The organism is Kribbella amoyensis (assembly GCF_007828865.1).
GTDB classification, from domain to species: domain Bacteria; phylum Actinomycetota; class Actinomycetes; order Propionibacteriales; family Kribbellaceae; genus Kribbella; species Kribbella amoyensis.
The window spans coordinates 158,337-178,928 of record NZ_VIVK01000001.1 but is presented as its reverse complement, the minus strand read 5'-3'; the positions used below and the strand labels follow the sequence as shown (position 1 = coordinate 178,928).

The 20,592-nt window shown below is 70.8% G+C and carries 22 protein-coding genes; 8 read left to right on the top strand and 14 right to left on the bottom strand.

The genetic code is table 11. The features are described from left to right. The first annotated feature begins 13 nt into the window (after window positions 1-13). Entirely contained in the window at window positions 14-490 is a 477-nt protein-coding gene (locus FB561_RS00920; RefSeq protein WP_145801997.1) for a GNAT family N-acetyltransferase, read from the top strand. A 53-nt stretch (window positions 491-543) separates the two neighbouring features. Here FB561_RS00920 and FB561_RS00915 read toward each other — a convergent pair whose 3' ends face one another. Beyond that, the gene (locus FB561_RS00915) at window positions 544-1,209 is read right to left on the bottom strand and encodes a TetR/AcrR family transcriptional regulator (RefSeq protein WP_145801995.1); all 666 of its coding nucleotides are present in this window, start codon (window positions 1,207-1,209) and stop codon (window positions 544-546) included. 102 nt (window positions 1,210-1,311) lie between these two features. Between FB561_RS00915 and FB561_RS00910 the strand changes: the two genes are divergently transcribed. Together FB561_RS00910 and FB561_RS00905 are read left to right on the top strand one after the other, a co-directional pair. Then, complete coding sequence (locus tag FB561_RS00910) at window positions 1,312-2,244, top strand: SDR family oxidoreductase (RefSeq protein WP_145801992.1); 933 nt, start codon at window positions 1,312-1,314, stop codon at window positions 2,242-2,244. Window positions 2,245-2,290: 46 nt separating this feature from the next. Beyond that, window positions 2,291-3,058, top strand: coding sequence for a class I SAM-dependent methyltransferase (locus FB561_RS00905; protein ID WP_202880514.1), 768 nt, complete (start codon window positions 2,291-2,293; stop codon window positions 3,056-3,058). Here the strand turns inward: FB561_RS00905 and FB561_RS00900 are convergent. Then, entirely contained in the window at window positions 3,051-3,578 is a 528-nt protein-coding gene (locus FB561_RS00900; protein WP_145801988.1) for a GNAT family N-acetyltransferase, read from the bottom strand. The two genes, FB561_RS00905 and FB561_RS00900, sit on opposite strands and share 8 nt — an antisense overlap. Window positions 3,579-3,646: 68 nt before the next feature. Here FB561_RS00900 and FB561_RS00895 point away from each other — a divergent pair, with 68 nt between their 5' ends. Beyond that, the gene (locus FB561_RS00895; protein ID WP_145801986.1) at window positions 3,647-3,922 is read left to right on the top strand and encodes a YciI family protein; all 276 of its coding nucleotides are present in this window, start codon (window positions 3,647-3,649) and stop codon (window positions 3,920-3,922) included. Here FB561_RS00895 and FB561_RS00890 read toward each other — a convergent pair whose 3' ends face one another. From FB561_RS00890 to FB561_RS00870, 5 genes are all read right to left on the bottom strand, one after another. Beyond that, on the bottom strand, window positions 3,923-4,462 hold the full coding sequence (locus FB561_RS00890; protein ID WP_145801984.1) for a dihydrofolate reductase family protein: 540 nt from the start codon (window positions 4,460-4,462) through the stop codon (window positions 3,923-3,925). It lies immediately after the preceding gene. Window positions 4,463-4,642: 180 nt separating this feature from the next. Then, window positions 4,643-6,466, bottom strand: a complete 1,824-nt coding sequence (locus FB561_RS00885; RefSeq protein ID WP_145801982.1) for a DNA/RNA non-specific endonuclease — start codon at window positions 6,464-6,466, stop codon at window positions 4,643-4,645. 231 nt (window positions 6,467-6,697) lie between these two features. Further along, entirely contained in the window at window positions 6,698-7,180 is a 483-nt protein-coding gene (locus FB561_RS00880) for a hypothetical protein (protein WP_145801980.1), read from the bottom strand. Then, on the bottom strand, window positions 7,170-7,769 hold the full coding sequence (locus FB561_RS00875; RefSeq protein ID WP_145801978.1) for an RNA polymerase sigma factor: 600 nt from the start codon (window positions 7,767-7,769) through the stop codon (window positions 7,170-7,172). The genes FB561_RS00880 and FB561_RS00875 overlap by 11 nt, the downstream gene beginning before the upstream one ends. Before the next feature lie 126 nt (window positions 7,770-7,895). Beyond that, entirely contained in the window at window positions 7,896-10,475 is a 2,580-nt protein-coding gene (locus FB561_RS00870; RefSeq protein WP_145801976.1) for a CHAT domain-containing protein, read from the bottom strand. A gap of 53 nt (window positions 10,476-10,528) precedes the next feature. Here FB561_RS00870 and FB561_RS00865 point away from each other — a divergent pair, with 53 nt between their 5' ends. Continuing rightward, window positions 10,529-11,842, top strand: a complete 1,314-nt coding sequence (locus FB561_RS00865) for a S8 family peptidase (protein ID WP_145801974.1) — start codon at window positions 10,529-10,531, stop codon at window positions 11,840-11,842. A 50-nt stretch (window positions 11,843-11,892) separates the two neighbouring features. On the opposite strand, the gene FB561_RS00860 is transcribed toward FB561_RS00865, so the two are convergent. From FB561_RS00860 to FB561_RS00850, 3 genes are all read right to left on the bottom strand, one after another. After that, window positions 11,893-12,390, bottom strand: a complete 498-nt coding sequence (locus FB561_RS00860; protein ID WP_145801972.1) for a hypothetical protein — start codon at window positions 12,388-12,390, stop codon at window positions 11,893-11,895. 228 nt (window positions 12,391-12,618) lie between these two features. After that, window positions 12,619-13,089, bottom strand: a complete 471-nt coding sequence (locus FB561_RS00855) for a DUF1707 SHOCT-like domain-containing protein (protein WP_145801970.1) — start codon at window positions 13,087-13,089, stop codon at window positions 12,619-12,621. Beyond that, window positions 13,086-13,757 carry a PadR family transcriptional regulator gene (locus FB561_RS00850; protein WP_145801968.1) on the bottom strand — a complete coding sequence of 224 codons (672 nt, stop codon included), beginning with the start codon at window positions 13,755-13,757 and terminating at the stop codon, window positions 13,086-13,088. The genes FB561_RS00855 and FB561_RS00850 overlap by 4 nt, the downstream gene beginning before the upstream one ends. Window positions 13,758-13,912: 155 nt before the next feature. Here FB561_RS00850 and FB561_RS00845 point away from each other — a divergent pair, with 155 nt between their 5' ends. Both FB561_RS00845 and FB561_RS00840 read left to right on the top strand, forming a co-directional pair. After that, window positions 13,913-15,220: a sulfatase family protein gene (locus FB561_RS00845; RefSeq protein ID WP_170284548.1), complete on the top strand. Its 1,308-nt coding sequence runs from the start codon at window positions 13,913-13,915 to the stop codon at window positions 15,218-15,220. A 197-nt stretch (window positions 15,221-15,417) separates the two neighbouring features. After that, a complete protein-coding gene (locus FB561_RS00840) occupies window positions 15,418-15,906 on the top strand; it encodes a DUF1269 domain-containing protein (RefSeq protein ID WP_145801964.1) in 489 nt (162 codons plus the stop codon). Between the two features lie 54 nt (window positions 15,907-15,960). Here FB561_RS00840 and FB561_RS00835 read toward each other — a convergent pair whose 3' ends face one another. Genes FB561_RS00835 through FB561_RS00825 form a run of 3 tightly spaced genes read right to left on the bottom strand, consistent with a single transcriptional unit; the run spans window position 15,961 to window position 18,635 of the window. After that, entirely contained in the window at window positions 15,961-16,668 is a 708-nt protein-coding gene (locus FB561_RS00835; RefSeq protein WP_145801962.1) for an LmeA family phospholipid-binding protein, read from the bottom strand. Window positions 16,669-16,726: 58 nt separating this feature from the next. Next, window positions 16,727-17,632 carry an NAD-dependent epimerase/dehydratase family protein gene (locus FB561_RS00830; protein WP_145801960.1) on the bottom strand — a complete coding sequence of 302 codons (906 nt, stop codon included), beginning with the start codon at window positions 17,630-17,632 and terminating at the stop codon, window positions 16,727-16,729. Window positions 17,633-17,690: 58 nt separating this feature from the next. Next, window positions 17,691-18,635 (bottom strand): helix-turn-helix domain-containing protein, encoded by a 945-nt coding sequence (locus FB561_RS00825; RefSeq protein WP_145801958.1) that lies wholly within the window; start codon window positions 18,633-18,635, stop codon window positions 17,691-17,693. Between the two features lie 102 nt (window positions 18,636-18,737). Here FB561_RS00825 and FB561_RS00820 point away from each other — a divergent pair, with 102 nt between their 5' ends. Continuing rightward, a complete protein-coding gene (locus tag FB561_RS00820; RefSeq protein WP_145801956.1) occupies window positions 18,738-19,748 on the top strand; it encodes a saccharopine dehydrogenase NADP-binding domain-containing protein in 1,011 nt (336 codons plus the stop codon). Here the strand turns inward: FB561_RS00820 and FB561_RS00815 are convergent. Beyond that, window positions 19,741-20,574 carry a phosphotransferase gene (locus FB561_RS00815; protein WP_145801954.1) on the bottom strand — a complete coding sequence of 278 codons (834 nt, stop codon included), beginning with the start codon at window positions 20,572-20,574 and terminating at the stop codon, window positions 19,741-19,743. The two genes, FB561_RS00820 and FB561_RS00815, sit on opposite strands and share 8 nt — an antisense overlap. Window positions 20,575-20,592: the final 18 nt, after the last annotated feature.

Sequence of the window (20,592 nt, the reverse complement as noted above, 5' to 3'; positions counted from 1 at the left end):
GTACAGTGAGGCCATGACGATCACGCTGCGGGCCGCCGGGACCGGGGACACGGACGCCGTCGCCGCCATCTGGTACGCCGGATGGGGCGACGGCCACCTCGGTCACGTCCCGGACGAGCTGGTCGCTGTCCGGACCCCGGAGTCGTTCCAGACCCGGGTGCCGGAGCGGCTCGGCGAGACCACGGTGGCCGTGGCCGGGGACGAGGTCGCCGGGTTCGTGATCGTGGCCGGCGCCGAGGTCGAGCAGGTGTACGTGTCCCGGGACCACCGTGGTTCGGGGGTCGCGGGCCTGCTGCTGGCCGAGGCGGAGCGCCAGGTCCGGGCTGGTGGGCACACGCAGGCGTGGCTCGCCGTGGCCACCGGGAACGCCCGGGCCCGCCGGTTCTACGAGCGCAGCGGCTGGACCGACGACGGCGCCTTCGACTACCCGGCCGCGGTCGACGGCGGCAGTATCCCGGTGCCCTGCCACCGGTACGTCAAGGCCGTGTGACGGTCCGGAACCAGCCGCCGAAGGATTCCCCGAGAGTTGCGGAACAGCCCGTTTCAGCGGGGAAGAAGGCCGTGGAGCGTGGCGTCGAGCGTCCTGCGGAGCGTCCGGTCGAAGCTGACCTGGAGCGGACCGAGGGCCGGGTCGGCCTGGTAGGCGGCGCGGATCGCCTCGGCCGGATGGGCGTGCGTCCAGGTCGCGCCGGCCATGATGCCCGCGGTCGCGACGAACGTCGCCGCGCCTTCGTCACCGAGCTCCGGCAGCGCGCCGAGAACGATCCCGAGCAGGACCTGGTAGTTGGCGGCCGTCGCCCGCTTGAAACGCAGCGCCAGCTCGGTCGAGATGTTGTGCTCCAGGACCGCGGCCTGCGCGCTGAGCAGATCGCAGAGCATCGGCCGCGCTGCCAGCGTCGACACCACCGCCTCGGTCAGTGCGGCGGCCCGCTCGTCGGCGGGCTGCTGGGGATCGAGCGGAGCCAGCGCCCGCTCCAGGTCGACGGCCCAGGCGTCCATCTCGGTCGTGCCCAGCTCGAGGAGGACCGCCTCGCGGGACTCGAAGTACTTGAGCACGTTCGACTTCGCCAGCCCGACGCGGCGGCTGAGCTCGTTCAGGGTCAGGTGTGCGACCGGTGCCTCGGTCAGCATCGTCGCCGCCGTCGCGAGGATTGCCCGGCGCCGCTCGGCCCGCTGCTCGTCGTTGCGCGCTCGCAGGAAGGTCGTCACCCCGGCAGTCTACAGACCACCGGTCTGTTGTTATCGGACCAGCGGTCTGTTAACTTGGGCTGCGTAACAGACCGGCAGTCTTTTAATTCCCAGGAGCAGCTCATGTACGTCGTCCCCGACCAGACCGGCCGACTCGCCGTCGTCACCGGCGCGAACAGCGGCACCGGTAAGGAGACCGCGCGGCGCCTCGCCGGCGCGGGGGCCAAGGTGATCCTCGCGGTCCGGACTCCCGCGAAGGGCGAGGCCGCCCGGGCCGAGATCCTCGCCGCGCAGCCGGGTGCCGAGCTCGAGGTCCGCCGGATCGACCTGGCCGACCTCGGCTCCGTCCAGGCGTTCGCCGACGGGCTGGTCGCCGACGGCCGCCCGGTGGACGTACTCGTGAACAACGCCGGCGTGATGGCCCCGCCGACCCGGCAGACGACGGCGGACGGGTTCGAGCTGCAGTTCGGCAGCAACTTCCTCGGCCCGTTCGCGCTCACCCTGCGACTGCTGCCGATCCTGCTGGCGGCACCCGCACCCCGCGTCGCGACGATGGCCAGCGGTGCGGCGAACTTCGGCCGGATCGAGTTCGGCGATCTGCAGTGGGAGCAGCGCAGGTACCGCCCGACGCTGGCCTACAACCAGTCGAAGCTGGCCGACCTGATGTTCGCCCAGCAGCTCGCTGTGGTCGCCCAGGAACGCGGCTGGAACCTGCTCAGCACGGCCGCCCACCCCGGCTTCACCCGGACGAACCTGATGATCGCCGGAGCCAGTCTCGGCCAGGACGGGCTGACCTGGTCCCAGCGGCTGGCGCAGCGACTGAACCCGTTGCCCAAGCAGGGTGTCGAGCAGGGCACCGAGCCGTTGCTGCACGCCATCGCCGACCCGGCCGCCACACCCGGGATCTACTACGGCCCCAGCAAGGCCGGCGGTCTCGTCGGTCCTACCAAGATCGCGACCCCACCGGCTCGCGCCCTCGTCGCCGCCGACAACGCCCGGCTCTGGCAGGTCGCCGAGACGCTCACCGGCGTCGCCCTCCCCACCCGCACCGGCTGATCCGCGAACCATGGCCGCACACGCCATCGCTCCTTATCCTGCAGGCGTGGAGCGTTGGTCGAGCGGCGACAAGTACGAGCCGTACGTCGGGCGGTGGAGCCGGGTGGTCGGGCGGGAGTTCCTCGGCTGGCTCGCGCAACCGGCGGGGTTGCGGTGGCTCGACGTGGGGTGCGGGACCGGGGCGTTGAGCCAGACGATCCTCGCGACCGCGAACCCGGCCGAGGTGGTCGGGCTCGACCGGTCGCCGGAGTACGCCGAGTACGCGCGCCGGAGCACGGCCGACGCGCGGGCCCGGTTCGTCGTCGGTGATGCGGAGACCTTGCTGGACGAGCGGTTCGACGTGATCGTGTCCGGGCTGGTGCTCAACTTCGTCCCCGACAAGGCTCGCGCGCTCCGCCGGATGCGCGAGGCCGGCGGGACCGTCGCGGCGTACGTGTGGGACTACGCCGGCGGGATGCAGTTGATGAAGTACTTCTGGGACGTGGCCGGCGAGCTGGATCCGGAGCACCGGGACCTGGACGAGGGGACGCGGTTCCCGTTCACCAAGCCGGACCCGTTGGAGACGATGTTCGGCGAGGCCGGGTTCGCCGAGGTGGAGAGCCGGGAGATCGTCGTCCCCACGGTGTTCCGCGACTTCGACGACTACTGGGCACCGTTCCTCGGCGGCCAGGGCGCGGCCCCGGCGTACGTGAGCACGATGACCGACGACCTGCGTGACGAGGTCCGGAACGCCTTGCGGGCAAGGCTTCCGGTGGAGTCCGACGGGTCGATCCGGCTGACCGCGCGGGCCTGGGCCGTCCGCGGAATCAGCTGATCCTGTCCTTCGCGAGCAGCCCGAACAGCAGGTCGTCGGCCCACTCGCCCTTGAACCAGCTGTTCTCCACCCGCCGCCCTTCCCGGCGGAACCCGAGCCGCTCCAGCAACCGCGCGGACGGCCCGTTCCGCGCGTCGCACTCCGCCGAGATCCGGTGCAGGTCACGCTGCCGGAACAGGTGGTCGATCAGTGCCCCGACAGCCTCCGTCGCGTACCCCTGCCCCTGGTACCGGGGGTCCAGGGTGAACCCGAGCTCGGCCTGGCGCAGGTTGTCGTACAGGTTGACCCCGATGTCCCCGATCAGCTCGCCGTCCCGGTCGATCGCGTACTGGAACCACCCGGGTGCGTCGGGATCCCCGGCGGCGAAATCCCGAACCGCCTCGATCGCCTGGTCCAGCGGGTACGGCGCGTCCCACGACTGGTACCGCGCGACCTCCGGCAACGACCGGTACGCCGCGAACACGGCCGCGTCGTCGGCCCGGAACCGGCGGACCGTCAGGCGTTCGGTGGTGAGGAACATCCGCCCATGATGTCAAGATCGGCGGATCGGCACCGTCCAGAGGGTGTAGCCCGAGACGGGAGTGTGCGATGAAGTACCTGTTGATCCTGCAAGCCGATGCCAGCCGGGAGGACCACGACCGGTTCCGCCGGATCGCCGGGGAGGCCGGTGAACTCATCACCGGCCACACCCTCGCCGATCCGGCCACCGCCGAACTCGTCGGCCGCGCCGAGGTGACCGCGATCCGCGGCTACTACCTGGTCGACGTGGAGACGCCGGACCGCGCCGTGGAACTCGCCCGCGTCCTCCCGGATCCGGCGATCGAGGTCCGGCCGGTGATGTTCACCGCCTGCGTGGACTACTGACTAGACAACCCGGTACCAGAGGTTGGTGGCCATCGGCGCCGCGCTCTGGTGGATCCGTTCGAGCTTGACCTTGCGGCCGCCCGGTTCGTGGAAGAGCGGGGTGCCGTCGCCCAGCAGGACCGGGGCGATCAGGGTCAGCACCTCGTCCAGGTCGCCGCTTCGGGCCAACTGTCGGGCGAGGTCCGCGCCGAGGACGTTGACGTACTTGTCCCCGGCCGCCGCCTTCGCCCGCGCCAACCCGGTCGCGAGATCGGGGACGAAGGTCACGCCGTCGGGCGCCTGCTCGGGGACGCGGTGCGTCACGACGTACTGCGGTCCCTCCCAGCCGCCGCCGAACGCCTTGCCGGCGCCCTCGTCGTCCTTGTGCGGGTCGTCGCCGTCGTACGTGGTCCGCCCGACCAGCAGGGCGCCGATGTCCGGGATCAGCTCGCCGATCATCGGGTTCGGGGCGAAGAACTCCGTCATCCAGGACATGTCCCCGCCGGGACCGGCGATGTAGCCGTCCAGCGACATCGTGACCGAGTACAGCAGCTTGGCCATGGATCCATCCTCTCGCTCGGTGATTTCCCGTTGGGACGAGCGAGCCCCGCGAAACTCATCGCTGCCGAGCACAACGGCGGACGTCCACCACTCACCAAGCCCGTCGACCCGCACCACCCTTCAGCGTGCGCGGCGCTCAGATCGGCCGGAATCAGGGACTTGGTGAGTGGTGGCGATCCGCTAACCCCAGACGATGTCGGCGAGGTCGGTGAGTGGGGGTTGGGGGCCGGCCAGTTCTGGGACGGGTGGGGCTGTGTCGGCTTGGTGGAGTTCTGGGGCGAAGCGGACCTTGGTGCGGGATTCCAGGTCGGGCAGGCTGACCTGGAAGACGCGGAACTCGTCCAGGTCGAGGGCTTCGAGCTGGTCGAGGTTCTGGGTGAGGAGGAAGGCGCTCGCCTTCAGGGTGCCGGCTTCGGTGAAGGTGATGATCTTCCAGAACTCGCGGGGGATCTTGACGCCGCGGAACTCGCGGTCGTCGTCGGTGAAGACCGGGCCGCCGTAGACGTTCACCTTGAGGTCGTCCATGTCGACGTCGGCGAACACCGCGTCCTCCAGGCGGCCCCACAGACCGTCCTTGGTGCTCTGGTTGAAGTCGTCCATCTGGGGCGTGATGTTGGTGAAGAAGAACGAGTCGTGGTTCGCCTTGGTCGCGTCCTCCAGGGATCCCCAGAGCAGGTCGGCGCGGCGGGCCAGATGGCCGCGGTCGAGCCGGTTGTCGCGGTACAGCTCGTCGCCGACCTGGACGTCCGCGGCCAGTCGCGGGTCCTTGACGAAGGGGATGTTGGTCCGGCTGAGCTTCTTCAGGGACCCGCCGTCGATGTTCCACGCCACCCAGTGGGCGAACCGGCGACTGCGGCTCATCGTCAGCGAGAAGTGCATGTAGTCGATCCGGTCCGAGCCGTTCAGCTGGACGGCGTCGGCCGCGGCCGCCGGGTCGAGCGTGGGCACGGGCAACGTCGTCCGCAGGAAGCCCGGGTCGTACCCCGTGACCACGGCCGCCGCCTCCGGCTTCGTCAGCGTCACGCCGAGCTTCTGGAACAGCGATCGCGGCAGACAGGCCAGCGCGTGCTCGTCCGGATCGCCCGTGCCCTCACCGGCGAAGTGGATGCCGGCCAGGACCTTGGTCGCGCGCCCGTTGCCGGACTTGAAGATCCACGCGGCCCCGGAGTCCCCGCCCTTGCTGACCTCGCCGTCGGCCGGCCGCTTGCCGGGGTCGACACCGATCTCGAACCCACCGACCTCGACCGTACCGATCGGCGCGCCGTAGTCGATCTTCGCGAGCGTGTCGATCCGCCGGACGATGCCGTGGGTGACCCCGGTCGTGCGGCCGCTCTTCACCACCTTGTCGCCCAGCTCGGGCTCACCGATCTCGGCCGGCGCCACGTCGAGCTCGAGGATCGACGGGTCCACGCCGCGCCCGTCGATCGCCGCGATCGCGCCGTCGCCCGCGACCCCGACGTACGAGCGGAGGAGTGGGCCGAGCTGGTTCCGGTCGGTCCGGTTGTCGTCGTACGTGCCGGGCTGGACGACGACGTCACCGAGCTGTCCGTGTTCGCCGTGCAGGACGTGCCAGTTGCTCAGCACACAAGGGCGGCCCGTCTCGGTGTCATACACGACGGCGCCGATCGTGCCGGCCGTGATCGCCGGGTGGCCGACGCTGATGCCCGGCCGGATCGGGTCGAGGCGGATCTTGCGGTCGCTCACCTCGGCCTCGGGGACGACCCGGAAGTCCGGGTGGTACGTCCGTTCCAGCACGTCGGTCGGGACCTCGACGCCGTTGATCGTGATCGACTTCGGCAGCTCCTTGGTGTCCAGGTCACCGAGCGCCTCCGGCTCGGCCTTGGTCGCCACGGTGAACTGGATCGAGATCTCCTTGGTCGGTCTGCCGTCGCGCACCTTGTACCCGATCCCGATCGAGGAGACGTTCGGATCCTTCAGGTACTTCGTGCCCTCGGTGCGGACGTACTCGCGGAGTGCGGTGAACAGCTCGTCGGTCGATTCCATTGCGGGCCCCCCTGGGTCAGCTGCGGGTGAAACGCCGGCCGGACCTGGTCGGACCAGTTCGCGCAGGCCGGAAGAGTGATCGAAAAAAGAGTTCCGTCCGGATGTATCAGCGCGGTGCCCGGGTGCTCCGACCAGTAGGCACAGGCTGTCGGGGGGACAGGTGCCGTGGGGCGAGGTCAGGGAGGGAGGGCCTCGCCCCTTCACCTGTCCGGAGCCGCAGCACGTTCTGCCTCATGGGTGGATCCAGCCGGTCAGGGCGGTGATCCCCGAAGCGGTCCGGCACAACAACCGGAAGGACCCGGCCGGTACCGGACGCAGGACGAAGAACCCGAGCTCGTCGATCACGGCGGTCCCCACCTCGACCCGGTCCAGCGTGTCCGCGGCCGGACCCGCGTACGCCGTGACCCGGCCCGCCTCGACCGGGACGACCTGGCCGAGCAGTGCGTCCGCGGTCACCTCGAGCTCGATCGTCAGGTCCGCGGACGCGAAGGTGAGCGCCCGTAGCGTCGCCGAGTCGGCCCGCAAAGTCCCGGCCAGCTCGGCGTCGGCCACCGAGTCGTACGTCAGCGCGGCGAGTTCGGCGTCGATCGTGCGCCAGACGTATGCCGCCTTGCCCGCCTCGACGAACTCGGGCGGCACCGCCCGGGCCTCGTCCAGGGCGTCCGCGAGCACGGCGACCAGCTGGTCGTCGTCGGTCCACCAGTCATCGGGCATGTCGCTCACTTCCTGCCTGCTCCAGCTCGAACCCGATCACCGCGGTGAGGGTCGCGCTGTGACGCAGTTTGTCCAAGCACCGGGCGCGGCTCGGCCCGATGCTCCCGACCGGCATCCGCAACGCGGCGCCGATCTCCTGGTACGGCCTGGGCGGGTCCTCGAGCAGCAGCAACAGCAGTTGCCGGCAGCGCAAGGACAGCTGGGCGAACGCGGACCGCACGGCGTGCCTGCGCTCGGCCAGCAACAGGTCCTCGTCGACCGGTGCCCCGGGATCCGGAACGTCCTGGCCGTCCGTCTGGTCGACCGGTTCGTTCCGCTTGCTCATCCGGAGTACCCGCAGACACTCACGCCGGCTGGTCGTGGCGACCCAGCCCGGCAACGCGGCCGGTTCGCGGAGGTCGGGCAGGTGCTCGACCAACCGCAGCCACACGCTCTGCCCGACGTCCTCGGCGTCCGCGGCGGACAGCCGGTACCGGCGGCAGATGGCCCACACCAGCGGCGCGTACCGCTCCACCAACTGGTCCCAGGCACCCTTGTCCCCGTCGCGCGCCTGGGCGACCAGCCGAACGACAACCGGGTCGTTCCGCATCCCGTGCTCCCTCCCCACCAGGCGGCTCCGTCACCGGGTCACCGTCCGTCGAGGACCATGTACCTCACGGAGTCCGCCGTACCCCACCCTGATACATCGACGATCTCACGAAACCGCCCCGGATGATCAGGCTCCGAGCGCCACGAACGACGAGACCGTGGCCACCGTCAACGGGTCGTCGTCGGCCTGCTCGCGGGCCCCGGCGAACGCCTCGGCGAGGGACTGGCCGGCCTGCAGGTTCGCGTGCAGTGCGAGCATGAACGGCACCGCGGCCGCGTCGTTCACCGGGACGACGCTGGCCAGGATGCCCGCGGCCCCCAACGGGACCAGGCTGCTGGTCAGGCCGAGCAGCTCGTCGGCCCCGACCGGCTTCGCGACCCCGGACTCGCAGCTGGACAGCACGAGCCGATGCGGTGCCCGCCGGAGCCGCTCGAAGTCGTACACGGTCAGCGGTCCGTCGTCGAACCGGAGCGAGGAGAACATCGGGCTGTCCGACCGGAACGTCCCGTGCGCCGCGAGATGAGCGAGCCACGCGCCGTCGAGCGCACGCAGTACCTGGTCGGCGGTGGCGTGACCGTCACCGAGCAGGGTCGCGGCGGGATAGCTGCCGGCCAGCTTCTGCACCTCGGCGCCACCCGAGCGCAGCCCTGGACCGAAGGCCAGGGTCACCCGTTGACGTCGGGGCGGCGGGAGCCGATGGGCGGTGAGCCAGGTGGCCGCCGACGGCGCGACGCTCACCGGCCGACGCGCGAGCTGCGGCAGCAGGGTCCACGGGAGCGCCTGGAGACGACCGGGCGGAACGACGACCACGGGAGCGTCGTCGGGGAGTTCGACGTCGCCGAGCAGGACCTTGGCGAGGCGATCGCCGATGACGTCGAGCGGGGGACCGGCCGACGGTCGGGTCCGGGCGAGCTGGCGAAGGCGGAAGCGGGCGCGCTCCACCTCGAGCTCGGCGTCCTGCAGCCGGCCGAGGGTGTGCCGTCGGAGGCGGCTGCCTGCGATGACCACGGCATGCAGGACCTCGTCCACCTCGACGAGTTCGACCAGGACAGTCTTGCCGAGCGCGGCCACCAGATCGTCGAGGTCGAAGGCCGTCGAGTCGGTCGCGGATCCCGGGGCCTGGATCGCGCGGGACCGGATCGCGTCCTCCAGCCGACGGCGCTCCCGGTCGAGCTGGATGTCGTTCGACGCCTCCAACCGGCGGACCACGTCGCGTAGCGCGGCGAGATCAGCGGCCGCCTCCTGGTCCTCGATCGGCCGGACCGACGGTACTGCGAGGGCCGTCGCGCGCCAGCGTTCGCTCCAGGACAAGAGCTTGCGGACATCGCCCCGGCGGAGCGCGTCGGCCTGGGCGAGCCGGGCCAGCTCGGTGCCGTGGACCGAGGCGCGGGCACGCAGTTCGGTGGCACCCATCATCTGCCGGTGCTGGTCGAGCGCGTCGAGCCCCCGACGGCAGGCGGCGAGCATGCCACGCAGATCGCCGTCCGCCTCGCACCGCAGCGCTTGACCCAGCCACGCGGCGCCGCGGGCGAGTGGGGGAGCGCCACGCCGGAACTTGGCCGCGCTCGCGAGTTCGTTGCCTGCTGCAACCGAATTCCGCTGGGCCAGGGCGAGGCGGCCGGCGAGTAGGTGGGCAGCCGGGGCGTCGGTGGCGTTCAGGTCGTCCAGCTTCTGGGCGAGCCGGGTGGCCTGGTCCAGCAGGCGTTTGCCGCGCTCGCCGGATCGGTACCGGGCTTCCAGTTGCACCATCGTGGCGCGGGCGGTCCACCATGCGCGGTGCTGGCTCGCGAACAAGCGGCGGGCCTGGTCGGCCCGATCGCGGGCGGTGGCGAGGTCGCCGACGCTGAGGGCCGCGGTCGCCGCGGCGTACAGGAGCTCGGGCCGTTTCGTTTCCTGGCCGCCGTCCGTCGTCATCCGGTCCACGGCCTCGTCGCTGACCGCGAGCGCCTCCTGGGTCAGGCCGGCCGCGAGCAAGGTCGCGCACCGGTCGATCGCGAGGTCGGGCCAGCTGACCCCGAGGTCGTCGAAACGCCGGCCGGCGTCGTCGAAGTACGCGAGCGCCGCGGGCAGATCGCCGCGCGCGGACGCGACGAGACCGCGGTTCTGCCGGGCCTCGGCGAACTCGAACTCCTGGTGGGCCTTGGCGTAGAGCTGCTCGGCGACCGCGAAGTCGGCCTCCGCCTGCCGGGTCGCGCCGCGGGCGAGCAAGGTGAAGCCGCGGTAGTTGCGGGACCTCGCCTCCCACACGACGTCGCCGGCCCGACGCAGCCGAGTCACGGCGCCGCGAAGATCCTGGAGCGCCTCGTCGTGCCGGCCGAGGACGATCAGCACGTCGGCGCGGCGGAGCAGTACCTTGCCGGCCAGGGCGCCGCGGCTGTTCGCGACCGCGAGATCGAGCGTGGCCAGCGCCTCCTTGCCTTGACCGGCACGGCCGAGCGTCGCGCCCAGACTGGCCAGCGCGTCCACCTCGCGGTCGGTCTGCCGCGACGCGCGGGCGAGGCGTACGGCGGTGCGGAGTTCCTTCAGGGCTGGGGGCATCTCGCCGAGCTGGCGCAGCGCGATACCGAGGGCCTGGTGCGCGATCGACGCGGGAGCGGGCGGCGGGTCCGTACCGAGGAAGGACCGCGCGGCGGCGATGGCGTCATGGGGACGGGACAGTGCCAATGGCAGCAAGTCCTCCGGTGCCCCTTCACTTGCGGTCCCCACAGTGAAAGGGTAACCGCGGACACTCGGGGAGTGATCGTTTCGGAGGGGGCACCATGTCGGAACAAAGGCCGAACGGGGACGAGGGCAACGCCGCGGCGAGTGAGCCGCCGAAGGAGATCCGGACCAAGGAACAGGCCCAGATCGCCTTGATCCTGGAGGAGTTCGGCGACGAGGTGGAGGTCTCGCCCCGCGGCTGGGCCGAGGTCGGCGCCGACAGCATCTATCGCACCGGCAGTTTCCTGATCCGCGACCGCGACCTGCCACGGGTGCGGGAACTGTTCCGTGGTGGGCGGACGGACTTCCCGAGCATCGACGGGCTGACCCGGTTCCAGCCGGATCCGAAGTTCGAGTTCCCGCCCGACGCACCGCAGGCGGAGACGCTGACCCGGCGGTACCTCGCGTACGTCGACCAGGTCCTCGGCCGCGGCGTCGCCCGGCTGGACCACCTGGTCTACGCGTGCAGCGTGAGCCCGTGCCCGGCGACCGAACAACTGGAGGTACCACCGGCCGTCTCGCCGACCCCGGCACCCGTCGGTGGTGACTGCGACGGACGCGGCGTCAAGGTCCTCGTCGTCGACGTCGGCTGGACCGAGACGGACGCGCCCTGGCTCGCGGGCGTCACCGGCGAGGACGAGCACCCGTACTCGTCGGGCACCAACATCCGCCCGTACGCGGGCCACGGCGTCTTCATCGCGGGCGTCCTGCGCTGCGTCGCACCGCGCACCGAGATCGTGGTCAAGGCGTACCTCAACCGGGCCGGCGCCGCGTTCGGCTCCGACCTGGTGGTCAAACTCGACGAAGGGCTCGCCGAGAACCCGGACCTGATCAGCCTCTCCGCAGGCGCCAAGACGGGCGACGGCAGTACGTTGCTGGCCTTCGACGTCTTCCTGGAACGCCTTGCGGACTTGAAGGGCGTGCTCCTGGTGGCGGCAGCGGGCAACGACGGCGACCGCGAGTACTTCTTCCCCGCGGCCTCACCCAGCACGCTGTCCGTAGGAGCCCTCGCCGAAGACCTCAACCACCGCGCGTCCTTCACGAACTACGGCGGCTGGGTCGACGTGTACGCCCCGGGCGAGAACCTGATCAACGCCTACCTGCACGGCGACTTCACCTGCACCGAACCCCCGTACCGAGGCGAAGTCCGCCACTTCCGAGGCATGGCCCGCTGGAGCGGCACCTCCTTCGCCACCCCGCTGGTGGCCGGCCTGGTAGCGGGGCGCATGTCAGTCACCGGCGAAAACGCCCACCAAGCAGCCGAAGCCCTGGTCGCCCAAGCCCGCCAACTCCCCGGCGTAGGCCGAACCCTCCTCCCCGAAGACGCCTGCCCCCAACCAGACCACGCCTGCTGCAAACCCCATTGCTGTTGAGTTCCTGTGGTGTCCGCGTCGCCGCGATGGACGGCGCGGACACCACCTGGTCACTCGGTCAGCTCAGGTGAAGGGACCGGAACCAACGCGATCTGGTACTCGCCGATCATCGCGTTCCCGTCCGGCGGAGCTGTTCCGCTGCACCGCACGGTGATCGGAACCAGTTCGTCGGTGTCGAAGTCCCGGGTCGTCATGGCGATGGTCTGCAGCTCCAGCACGTTGTCCGCTCCGGGGGTCACGGTCAGCGAGTCGGTGTCCTCAAAGGTCCCGGCGTACCCGTAGCTCCCCATCGCGCCTTGAGCGGTGCAAGTGATCTTCGCACCGGGATCGGAGTACGTCGCGGGGATCCTGGCCGTCAGCAGCCAGGTCCCCTCCGCGATCCTCGGCGGCATCACGCTCATCAACGTCGCCGGTCCGGCCGACAGATCGGTCGCTCCGTTGTAGGCACTCCGCCGCACGACGAAGGTGCGCCGCGAGTCTCCGTTCCACTTCACCGCGCGCTCGGTCTTGGCGCACTTCTGGCCGGCCTCGGCATCCACCAGGCGCAACGCCCCGTCCCTCACACTCCGGCAGCCGTACATGAGCCCGTCCCGGCTGTCAGGAATGCTTGCCACAGCAACCGACCCCGACAACCCGACAGCCAGTACTCCCACCACCACAACAGTTTTCCAGCTCGGCATGGTTTCCCCCCAACGAGTCATGGAACAGTCCATCGACTGTGCCAAGGAAACCGAAGCCGGTCCAGATGGTGCCGTTCTTGTTGCTGGCCAGGTTCGTCAGCGGCGGTACGGGTGGTGGCGCCGGCGGCGGTGGTGGTGGTTGAGGGGGCCGGCGAAGAGGGCTATCCAGAAGAGGAACCAGAGGATCCAGGGGCCGGCGACCGCGATGGTGGCGACCAGGAGGCCGATCATCAGGAGTGGGGCCAGGAAGAAGAACGGGGGACCTGGCCGGAACCTCTGCTGACCGCCGCGCAGCGCCGGGGACCAGGACGGTACGCCCGGTTGGACTGCTCGCTGATCCGGGAGGTCCTCGAAGAGGGGGACGAGGTCCGCGGAGTAGCGGGCTCGGGTGGCTTGGTCGCTGCGGTCCTCGAACTCCTCCTGGGTGAGGCGGCCGGCGACGAAGTGGTCGCTGAGGACCGCGACGGCCTGGTCGCGTTCGGCGTCACCGATGCGGACCGTGCCTGGGCGGGTCCGGCTCGGGGTGGACCAGGGGAAGTTCGGCTGGGTGGGGAAGTACTGGCTCATGTCCGGTCCTGATCGTCGTCGGCGAGGATGCCGTAGAGCGTTCTGCGCAGGTCGGCCAGCGCGTCCCGGGCCCGGGCCTGCTGGTCCGGCGTCCCGGTGGAGAGGATCTGCCAGAGGGCCGTCGCCACCTGGCCGAGCAGCGGTTTCACGCCGTTCTCGTCGTCGTCCGCCTGCGCCGTCATCGCGGCCCACGGCGCGGACACCTCGTCGGAGTGGTCGGCGACGTACGCGCGGCCCTCGTCGGTCAGGGTGAACGTCCGCCGGCCAACCTCGGCGTCCGCGGTGACCAGGCCCTCGTCCTCGAGCTGCTGCAGCGTCGGGTAGATCGAACCAGGGCTCGGCTTCCACACGCCGCCGCTGCGCTCCGCGATCTCCTGGATCAGCTGGTACCCGTTCATCGGTTGCTCGGCGAGAACGGCCAGGATCGCGGCCCGGACGTCACCCCGCCGTGCCTTCGGTCCCCGCCAGGCCTTGGGTCCGCCGGAACCCCAGGGTGGACCGAACATCGGTCCGCCGAACATCCCCCACTGCGGCCCGAACGGGTGCCCGTGGTGGGTCTGCCGTCCGCCCATCGTGGCGATCCACTCGTTCTTCAAGTCCTCGAGCGAGGAGCAGTGCCTCGCCATCCACTGCCACGGCCACCCGGCCGCGTACGCCGATCCGGTCATCCCGACCACCGTTCCCTGGAAGAGCAGTTGCGATACGTCGACGATATATCGCGATACAGCGCCAACCAAGGTTTGCCGGGGACTTTCCACCGCCCCGTACTGCCAGGATGCGCGCCCCGGCCAAGTCGACCGGCCGGGAAGTAGGGTGCTGGTCTGTGGAGCGACCGAACATCGTGGTGGTCCTGTCCGACGAGCACACCGGTTCCGCCGCGGGGTGGGCCGGGCATCCGCGGGTGCTGACGCCGAACCTCGACCGGCTGGCCGGGACGGGCACGGCGTACGAGCACGCGTACACGAACAGCCCGATGTGCGTACCGTCCCGGCTGTCGTTGCTGACCGGGCAGTACGTCCACCAGATCGGGGCCTGGGACAACGGGGTCGTGCCCGGGCCCGAGTTCCGGAGCTGGGGGCACCACCTGCGCGAGGCCGGGTACCGGAGTGTGATCGCCGGGCGGACCCATTTCAACGGGCCGGACCGGACGCTCGGGTTCGACGCCCGGCTGACCGACGACCTCGAGTTCTGGATCGACCACAGCGGCCGGCCGCCCCGGCGTACGCAGGAGTGGCGCCGGCAGAGCAACTCGCACGTGTCCGAACACGGTACGGGCGACCACGTCCACACCCAGCACGACGTGGCGACCACCGACGCGGCGCTGGAATTCCTCCGCGATCCCGGGTCCGAGCCGTACCTGCTGTACGTCGGGTACATGCACCCGCATTTCCCGCTGGTGGCGCCGCCGGAGTTCCGGGCGTTGTACGACCCCGCGACGGTCGAGCTGCCGCCGACCTGGCAGGAGGAGCTCACCGCGCAGCACCCGGTGATCCAGACGCTGCGCCGCGGATTCCGCAACGACGAGCCGATCACCGAGGACGAGGCGCGCGAGGCGACGGCGTGCTACTGGGCGCTGATCAGCCACCTCGACCACCAGGTCGGCCGGCTGCTGGCCGAGATCCCGGACGACACGGTCGTGCTCTACACCAGTGACCACGGCGAGCTGGCCGGGCATCACGGGATCTGGCAGAAGCAGTGCTTCTACGAACCGGCGGTCCACATCCCGTTGCTGCTGCGGCATCCCGGTGGGCGTCCCGGCCGGGTGGCCGACGCGGTGAGCCTCGTCGACGTTCTGCCGACGCTGCGCGACCTGGCCGGGCTGCCCGTGGATCCGGCGTTGCCGGGGCACACGTTGCTCGATCCGCGCGATCGCCCGGTCCTGTCGGAGTACCACGCGCAGGGCATGGTCGACGGTGGATTCATGCTCCGGTCCGGCCCGTGGAAGTACTGCTACTACGGGGCGGGCGTGCAGCCGCAGGTCTTCAACCTCGACGACGACCCGTACGAGCTGAACGACCTGTCCGGCGACGAGGAGCTCGTCCGGGACCTGGACGCGCGGCTGCGGTCGATCCTGGATCCCGATGTGACCGATCAGGAGGCCAAGGCCGACCAGCGCCGCCGCGCCTCCTGACCGAAAAGGGGCTTCGGGCAACGATCGGTACCGGTCGGTGCGGACGATCGGGCCGCCACCGGCCCGGCCGCGCGCCCGCATGACCAGGTTGCCGTCGTCAGAGGCTGATCAGATCGCGATCGCGGCGGTACGCTCGTCGGAGGACGGCGCCGTGGTGGTGGGAGATCGGGTGCCGAGGGGATGAGGGGGCTGGTGGGATGACGACGTTCACGGTGTGGAAGTTCGAGGATCCGCTGGCGGCCGAGCGCGCGGTCGGGGTGCTCAAGGACGCGCAGTCGGACGGGCTGGTGAAGATCCTGGATCACGCGGTGGTGTCCTGGCCGCGCGGCGAGCCGAAGCCGACGACGCACCAAGCGCATGAGGAGACCTGGCGGGGGACGGGCTGGGGCGCGTTCTGGGGGTTGCTGCTCGGATCGCTCTTCCTGGTCCCGGTGATCGGCGGCGTCGCCGGGGCCGCGATCGGCGCGATCAGCAAGGCGACCGAAGGCGTCGGCATCACCAAGGAGCAGCTGGAGCGGATCCGGACCCAGGTGACCGAGGGGACGTCGGCGCTGTTCGTCGTCACCGATCAGGGCGACCTGGACCGGCTGGGCGAGCGCTTCCACGGGATGGCGAGCAAGCTGATCGCGACGAACCTCACCGATGCCGAACGCCAGGAACTGCTGGAGACCTTCGGCGGCCGCTGATCCGTTGTGCGCAACAGCCCCGGACCTTGGCCGGCCGGGGCTGTTGCGGGGAGCTCAGCCGCGCAGTTTGAGGTCGGCGGCCGTGGCCGTGATGACCACCGACTGGTCCTGCACCGAGATCTCCTTCAGCGAGGCGCCGAACGGCAACCGTGGCAGCCGGATCCCGCGGGCCAGCAGCCGGTCCACCGCGCGGCGTACCGCGGCCGGCACGTCACCCGGCAGTTTGTCGGCGATCAGCTGGATCCGCCCGCCGCTCACCACCTGCGGGCGCACGGTCACGGACGCCTCGGCACCGAGCACCTTCAGCTGCGCCTCCAGCTTGCCGTCGACGGTCCGCAACGAGAGCCCTTCGACCGCCGCGAACCGGGTCAGCGTGCTCGGCGAGACCCGGATCCGGACGTCGGCGGTGTCCACCACGATCGGTCCGTCCCCGCCGGTCAGCAGAGCGCGTGGGACGTGCACGCTGTTCATCGTGACCACGAGGTCCTCGGCCGGGACCGACTCGATCGTCGGGTCCTGCATCGTCATCGTGATGCTGTCGAACCGCTCCCGCGCGACCTGCGGCAGGAACCCGAACCCACCGATCTCCACCGAAGTGTCCGCCGCCTTGACGTCGTACTGCGCGGCCTCCTGCGCCGCGGTCGTCGCCAGCCTGTTCTCGGCGAACGCCTCGGCCGCCCGGTCCGCGCCGACGAGGAGCACCCCCAGCACGACCAGCACGATGATCAGGGTCCGCAGCGGACGCCGCCGCTTCCCGCTCATCCACGGCCACCGAACGTCGAAATTCTCATTGCGCGAGCCTATCCACCGCCGGTCCGCCTCAACCGTCGACGGTCTCCCGGAGCGCCTGATCGGTCGACGTCGGCTCGATCCCGAACGCGGCGATCGCGGCCGACGAGTCGACGACGAACGGCCGCTGCCACTGGTACTGCACCTCGACCATCGCCCGCGCCGTCGGGTTGAACGCCCCCGCAAGCCGCAGCACGAACCCGGGCATCGCCGCCACCTTGGCGGGTGCGGCACCAGCCAGTACCGCGGCGCGCGCGGCCAGATCGCGAACGGAGACCGGCGGCGCGGTCGGTACGTGCCAGGCCCGGCCCCACGCGCTCTCGTCGGCCGCGACCGTGACGAGCAGCCGCGCGACGTCGCCGACATACGTCCAGCTGTGCGGCGCATCCAGGTCGGCCGGCATCGAACCACGCTTCCCGGCCAGCACCTTCGGCAGCACCATCACGCTGAACGGCGAAACGGCCCCGGCACCCAGGTAGTCGGAGCCCCGGATTTCGACCGTCCGGATCCGGCCGGCCTCGTGAGCTTCGAGTGCCTCGCTCCAGACCTCGGCCCGGACCCGGCCCTTCACCGAGTTCGGCCGCAATGGCAGGTCTTCGGTGATCGGCCCGTCGACCTCGCCGTATCCGTAGAGGTTCCCGGTGGTGGCGAGCACGGCACCACTCGTCCCGGCAGCACGGACAAGCGCGTGACCGATCGGCGGCCAGTCGCTCGCCCATCGGTGATAGGGCGGGCCGGCACAGCAATACAGCGTGGTCGCCCCCTCGGTCAGCTGAGCCAGCACCTCGCCATCGGCGGCATCACCTGCAACCCGCTCGACCTCTGGTAGCTCGGGCCCACTCCCGCTCCGCGTCACCACCCGTACCGGCTCCCCGCGACCGGCCAGCAGGCGTGCGACGGCAGTACCGACCGGTCCGGCTCCGACGATGACGTGCATGCGTGGCAGACCTTTCCTCAGCAGACTGGACAGCCACTGTAGGCGCGGCGGGGCTCGGTCAGGCGGGGGTGGTGTGGAAGGTGCGGCGGTAGGTGTCGGGTGGGAGGCCGACGACCTTCTTGAAGTGTCGGCGGAGGGTTGTCGCCGTGCCGAGGCCGGTGGACTGGGCGATGGTCTCCAGCGTGTCGTTTGTTGCCTCTAGCAACTCTTGGGCGCGGCGGACGCGTCGGGTGAGCAGCCATTGCAGCGGGGTCTGGCCGGTCACCGCGCGGAACTGGCGGCCGAGGTTGCGCGGGCTCGTGCTCGCCTTGCGGGCCAGGTCGGTCACCGTCAGCGGCTGGTCCAGGTGCTGCTGGGCCCAGGCGAGGACGCCGGCCAGGCGGTGGTCGTCGGACACCTTGATCGGGGTCGCGACGAACTGCGCCTGACCGCCGGGGCGATGCGGCTGGACGACGAGCCGGCGAGCGACGGAGTTGGCGAGGGTGGCGCCGTGGTCGAGGTGGATCAGGTGCAGGCACAGGTCGACGGCGGCCGCCTTGCCCGCGGCGGTGAGGACGGAGCCGTTGTCTGTGTAGAGCACGTCCGGGTCGACGTCGGCCTCCGGGTACCGGGCGCTCAGGTCGTCCGTATGCGACCAGTGGGTGGTGGCCCGGCGACCGTCGAGCAGGCCCGCGGCACCGAGTACGAAGGCGCCCGTGCACAGCGAGGCGATCCGCGCGCCTGCATCGTGGGCCTTCCGGACTGCTTCGACAAGGTCGGACGGGAGCGGTTCGTCGACGTCCGCGCAGGCGGGCACGATCACGGTGTCGGCCGTGGCCAGGCGATCCAGGCCGTGGTCGGGCTCGACGACGAACGGCCCGACCTGGATCGGACCAGGGCCGCAGAGCATCACGTCGTACCAGTCGCTCGGCGCGTCGGGCGGGGGATTGCCGAAGATCTCGTACGCCACGCCCAGTTCGAAGTGCAGCAGGTGGCCGGCGGCCGCGAGGGCGACAGTGTGCATGTCCGAAAGTGTACGCATGGTGTCGTTTCGGACCATCACGCTTCAGCGCCTCCCGCGGCCAGACTCGAGGTGTCAGCGGGACAGCGAGAACGAGGAGCAGCAATGGGTGCAGTGGTGGTCTACGGAGCGACCGGACACACGGGCCGGTTCGTCGTCGCGGAGTTGCTGGCGCGGGGCATCCCCACTGTCGTCTCCGGCCGGAACGCGGCCCGGCTGGCCGAGCTCGCCGCGGAGTGGGGCGAGGTCGAGGTGCGCGCGGCGTCGGTCGACGACCCGGCGTCCCTGGACCGGGCGCTCGACGGCGCGGCCGCGGTCGTGAACTGCGCCGGCCCGTTCGCGGTCACCGCGGGCCCGGTGATCGAGGCGGCGGCCCGCGCGGGGATCCCGTACGTCGACGTCGCGGCCGAGATCGAGGCGAACGCGGGCACGTTCGCCGAGTATGCGGACGCGGGGACGACGGTCGTCCCGGCGATGGCGTTCTTCGGCGGACTCGGCGACCTGTTGGTCACCGCGGCGATGGGGGAGTGGACCGCAGCCGACGAGGTCCACGTGGCCTACGGGTTGAGCAGCTGGCACCCCACGGCCGGTACTCGGGTCGCCGGTGCGGTGTCGCACGAACGCCGGGCCGGTCGCCGGGTTCGGTACTCGGGCGGCGTGCTCGAGTACCACGACGACAAGGCGTCCGAGGAGGACTGGGACTTCCCCGAACCGCTGGGCCGGCGGGCCGTGATCGCGGAGTTCTCGATGGCGGACGTGGTGACGGTGCCGAGCCACCTGGACGTACCCGAGGTCCGCACGTACATGGCGGTCGAGGCGGCCCGGGACCTCGCCGACGCGGATACCCCGGCACCGACAGCGGTGGACGACGACCGCCGGTCCGACCAGACGTTCGTGGTGGACGTGGTCGTCCGTGCCGGTGACGTGGTTCGGCGTGCGACGGCCCGTGGTCAGGACATCTACGCGGTCACCGCGCCGTTGGCGGTGGAGGCGGTCCAGCGGATCCTGGCCGGGAAGACGCGGACGACGGGCGTGGCGTCGGCCGGTGCGATGTTCGACGCGGCCGACTTCCTTCAGGCACTCGCGCCGCACGTGGTGGTCGAACTGCCTAGCTGAGCACCTCGGCGATCATCCGGTGCCCCTGCTGCTCGAAGGATTCGTCGCCGACCTGGTACGCCCAGGCCGTGGTCCCGATCGCCTCCCGGACCCGATGCCGGTACCAGGCCGCGCCGTCCCGCGGATCCGCGCCGTACCCGGCCAGGAACGCGGCCTCGAACGCAGGGTCGAGCCGGAACTGGCGGACCGCGAGCCGGGCGAAGTCCACCATCGCGGGCCGCAGATCCGCCCGGCCGAAGTCGATCGCGGTCACGACGCCGTCGTCGGTCAACCAGTTCCGCGGTTGCCAGTCACCGTGCGTCGGAACGAGGGTGGCCGGCGGCGTCGGCCAGGACGCCACCTCCGCGCGGAGCCGGTCGGTGAGGTCGGGCGCGATCCGGTGCGGTTTGTCCAACCAGGCCAGCGACTGTGCCTGCGCCCGTGCCTCGAATTCCGCGTCCTCGACCGCGAACTGCGCGTGCAGCAACGCAAGGAGTTCCCCGGCCTGGCGGTAGGTATCGGCCACCTGCTCGGCCTCGTTGCCCTCGACCAGGACCCCAGGGAGGTACCGCGTCACGAGCAACTTGGCGTCGTCGTCGCCCTCGACCAACTCGGGTGCGCGGCCCAGCGTCGTCCACGGGGTGAGCCAGCGGCGATGGGCCCGGAGTTCGCGCGCGATATGGGTGTCGCGCTCGTCGCCGGCCTTGGCGATGTACCGCGCGCCTTCGTGGAAGAGCTCGAGCACAGTGGTGCCGACCAGGCCCCAACTGTGGTTGTGCACCACCTCGGCCCCGGGGAGCCAGCGATCCAGCAATTCCTGTTGACGGTGGTCCGGCCCCGAAGTCATCGGGTCATCGTAGACGGC

Bases quoted from the DNA above. Each gene is read 5' to 3' on its own strand.
- FB561_RS00840 (WP_145801964.1), top strand. From the start codon at position 15,418: ATGACGACGTTCACGGTGTGGAAGTTCGAGGATCCGCTGGCGGCCGAG.
- FB561_RS00855 (WP_145801970.1), bottom strand. From the start codon at position 13,089: ATGAGCCAGTACTTCCCCACCCAGCCGAACTTCCCCTGGTCCACCCCG.
- FB561_RS00815 (WP_145801954.1), bottom strand. From the start codon at position 20,574: ATGACTTCGGGGCCGGACCACCGTCAACAGGAATTGCTGGATCGCTGG.
- FB561_RS00890 (WP_145801984.1), bottom strand. From the start codon at position 4,462: ATGGCCAAGCTGCTGTACTCGGTCACGATGTCGCTGGACGGCTACATC.
- FB561_RS00875 (WP_145801978.1), bottom strand. From the start codon at position 7,769: ATGCGGAACGACCCGGTTGTCGTTCGGCTGGTCGCCCAGGCGCGCGAC.
- FB561_RS00850 (WP_145801968.1), bottom strand. From the start codon at position 13,757: ATGACCGGATCGGCGTACGCGGCCGGGTGGCCGTGGCAGTGGATGGCG.
- FB561_RS00825 (WP_145801958.1), bottom strand. From the start codon at position 18,635: ATGCACACTGTCGCCCTCGCGGCCGCCGGCCACCTGCTGCACTTCGAA.
- FB561_RS00830 (WP_145801960.1), bottom strand. From the start codon at position 17,632: ATGCACGTCATCGTCGGAGCCGGACCGGTCGGTACTGCCGTCGCACGC.
- FB561_RS00885 (WP_145801982.1), bottom strand. From the start codon at position 6,466: ATGGAATCGACCGACGAGCTGTTCACCGCACTCCGCGAGTACGTCCGC.
- FB561_RS00920 (WP_145801997.1), top strand. From the start codon at position 14: ATGACGATCACGCTGCGGGCCGCCGGGACCGGGGACACGGACGCCGTC.
- FB561_RS00835 (WP_145801962.1), bottom strand. From the start codon at position 16,668: ATGAGCGGGAAGCGGCGGCGTCCGCTGCGGACCCTGATCATCGTGCTG.
- FB561_RS00820 (WP_145801956.1), top strand. From the start codon at position 18,738: ATGGGTGCAGTGGTGGTCTACGGAGCGACCGGACACACGGGCCGGTTC.
- FB561_RS00880 (WP_145801980.1), bottom strand. From the start codon at position 7,180: ATGCCCGATGACTGGTGGACCGACGACGACCAGCTGGTCGCCGTGCTC.
- FB561_RS00865 (WP_145801974.1), top strand. From the start codon at position 10,529: ATGTCGGAACAAAGGCCGAACGGGGACGAGGGCAACGCCGCGGCGAGT.
- FB561_RS00910 (WP_145801992.1), top strand. From the start codon at position 1,312: ATGTACGTCGTCCCCGACCAGACCGGCCGACTCGCCGTCGTCACCGGC.
- FB561_RS00895 (WP_145801986.1), top strand. From the start codon at position 3,647: ATGAAGTACCTGTTGATCCTGCAAGCCGATGCCAGCCGGGAGGACCAC.
- FB561_RS00900 (WP_145801988.1), bottom strand. From the start codon at position 3,578: ATGTTCCTCACCACCGAACGCCTGACGGTCCGCCGGTTCCGGGCCGAC.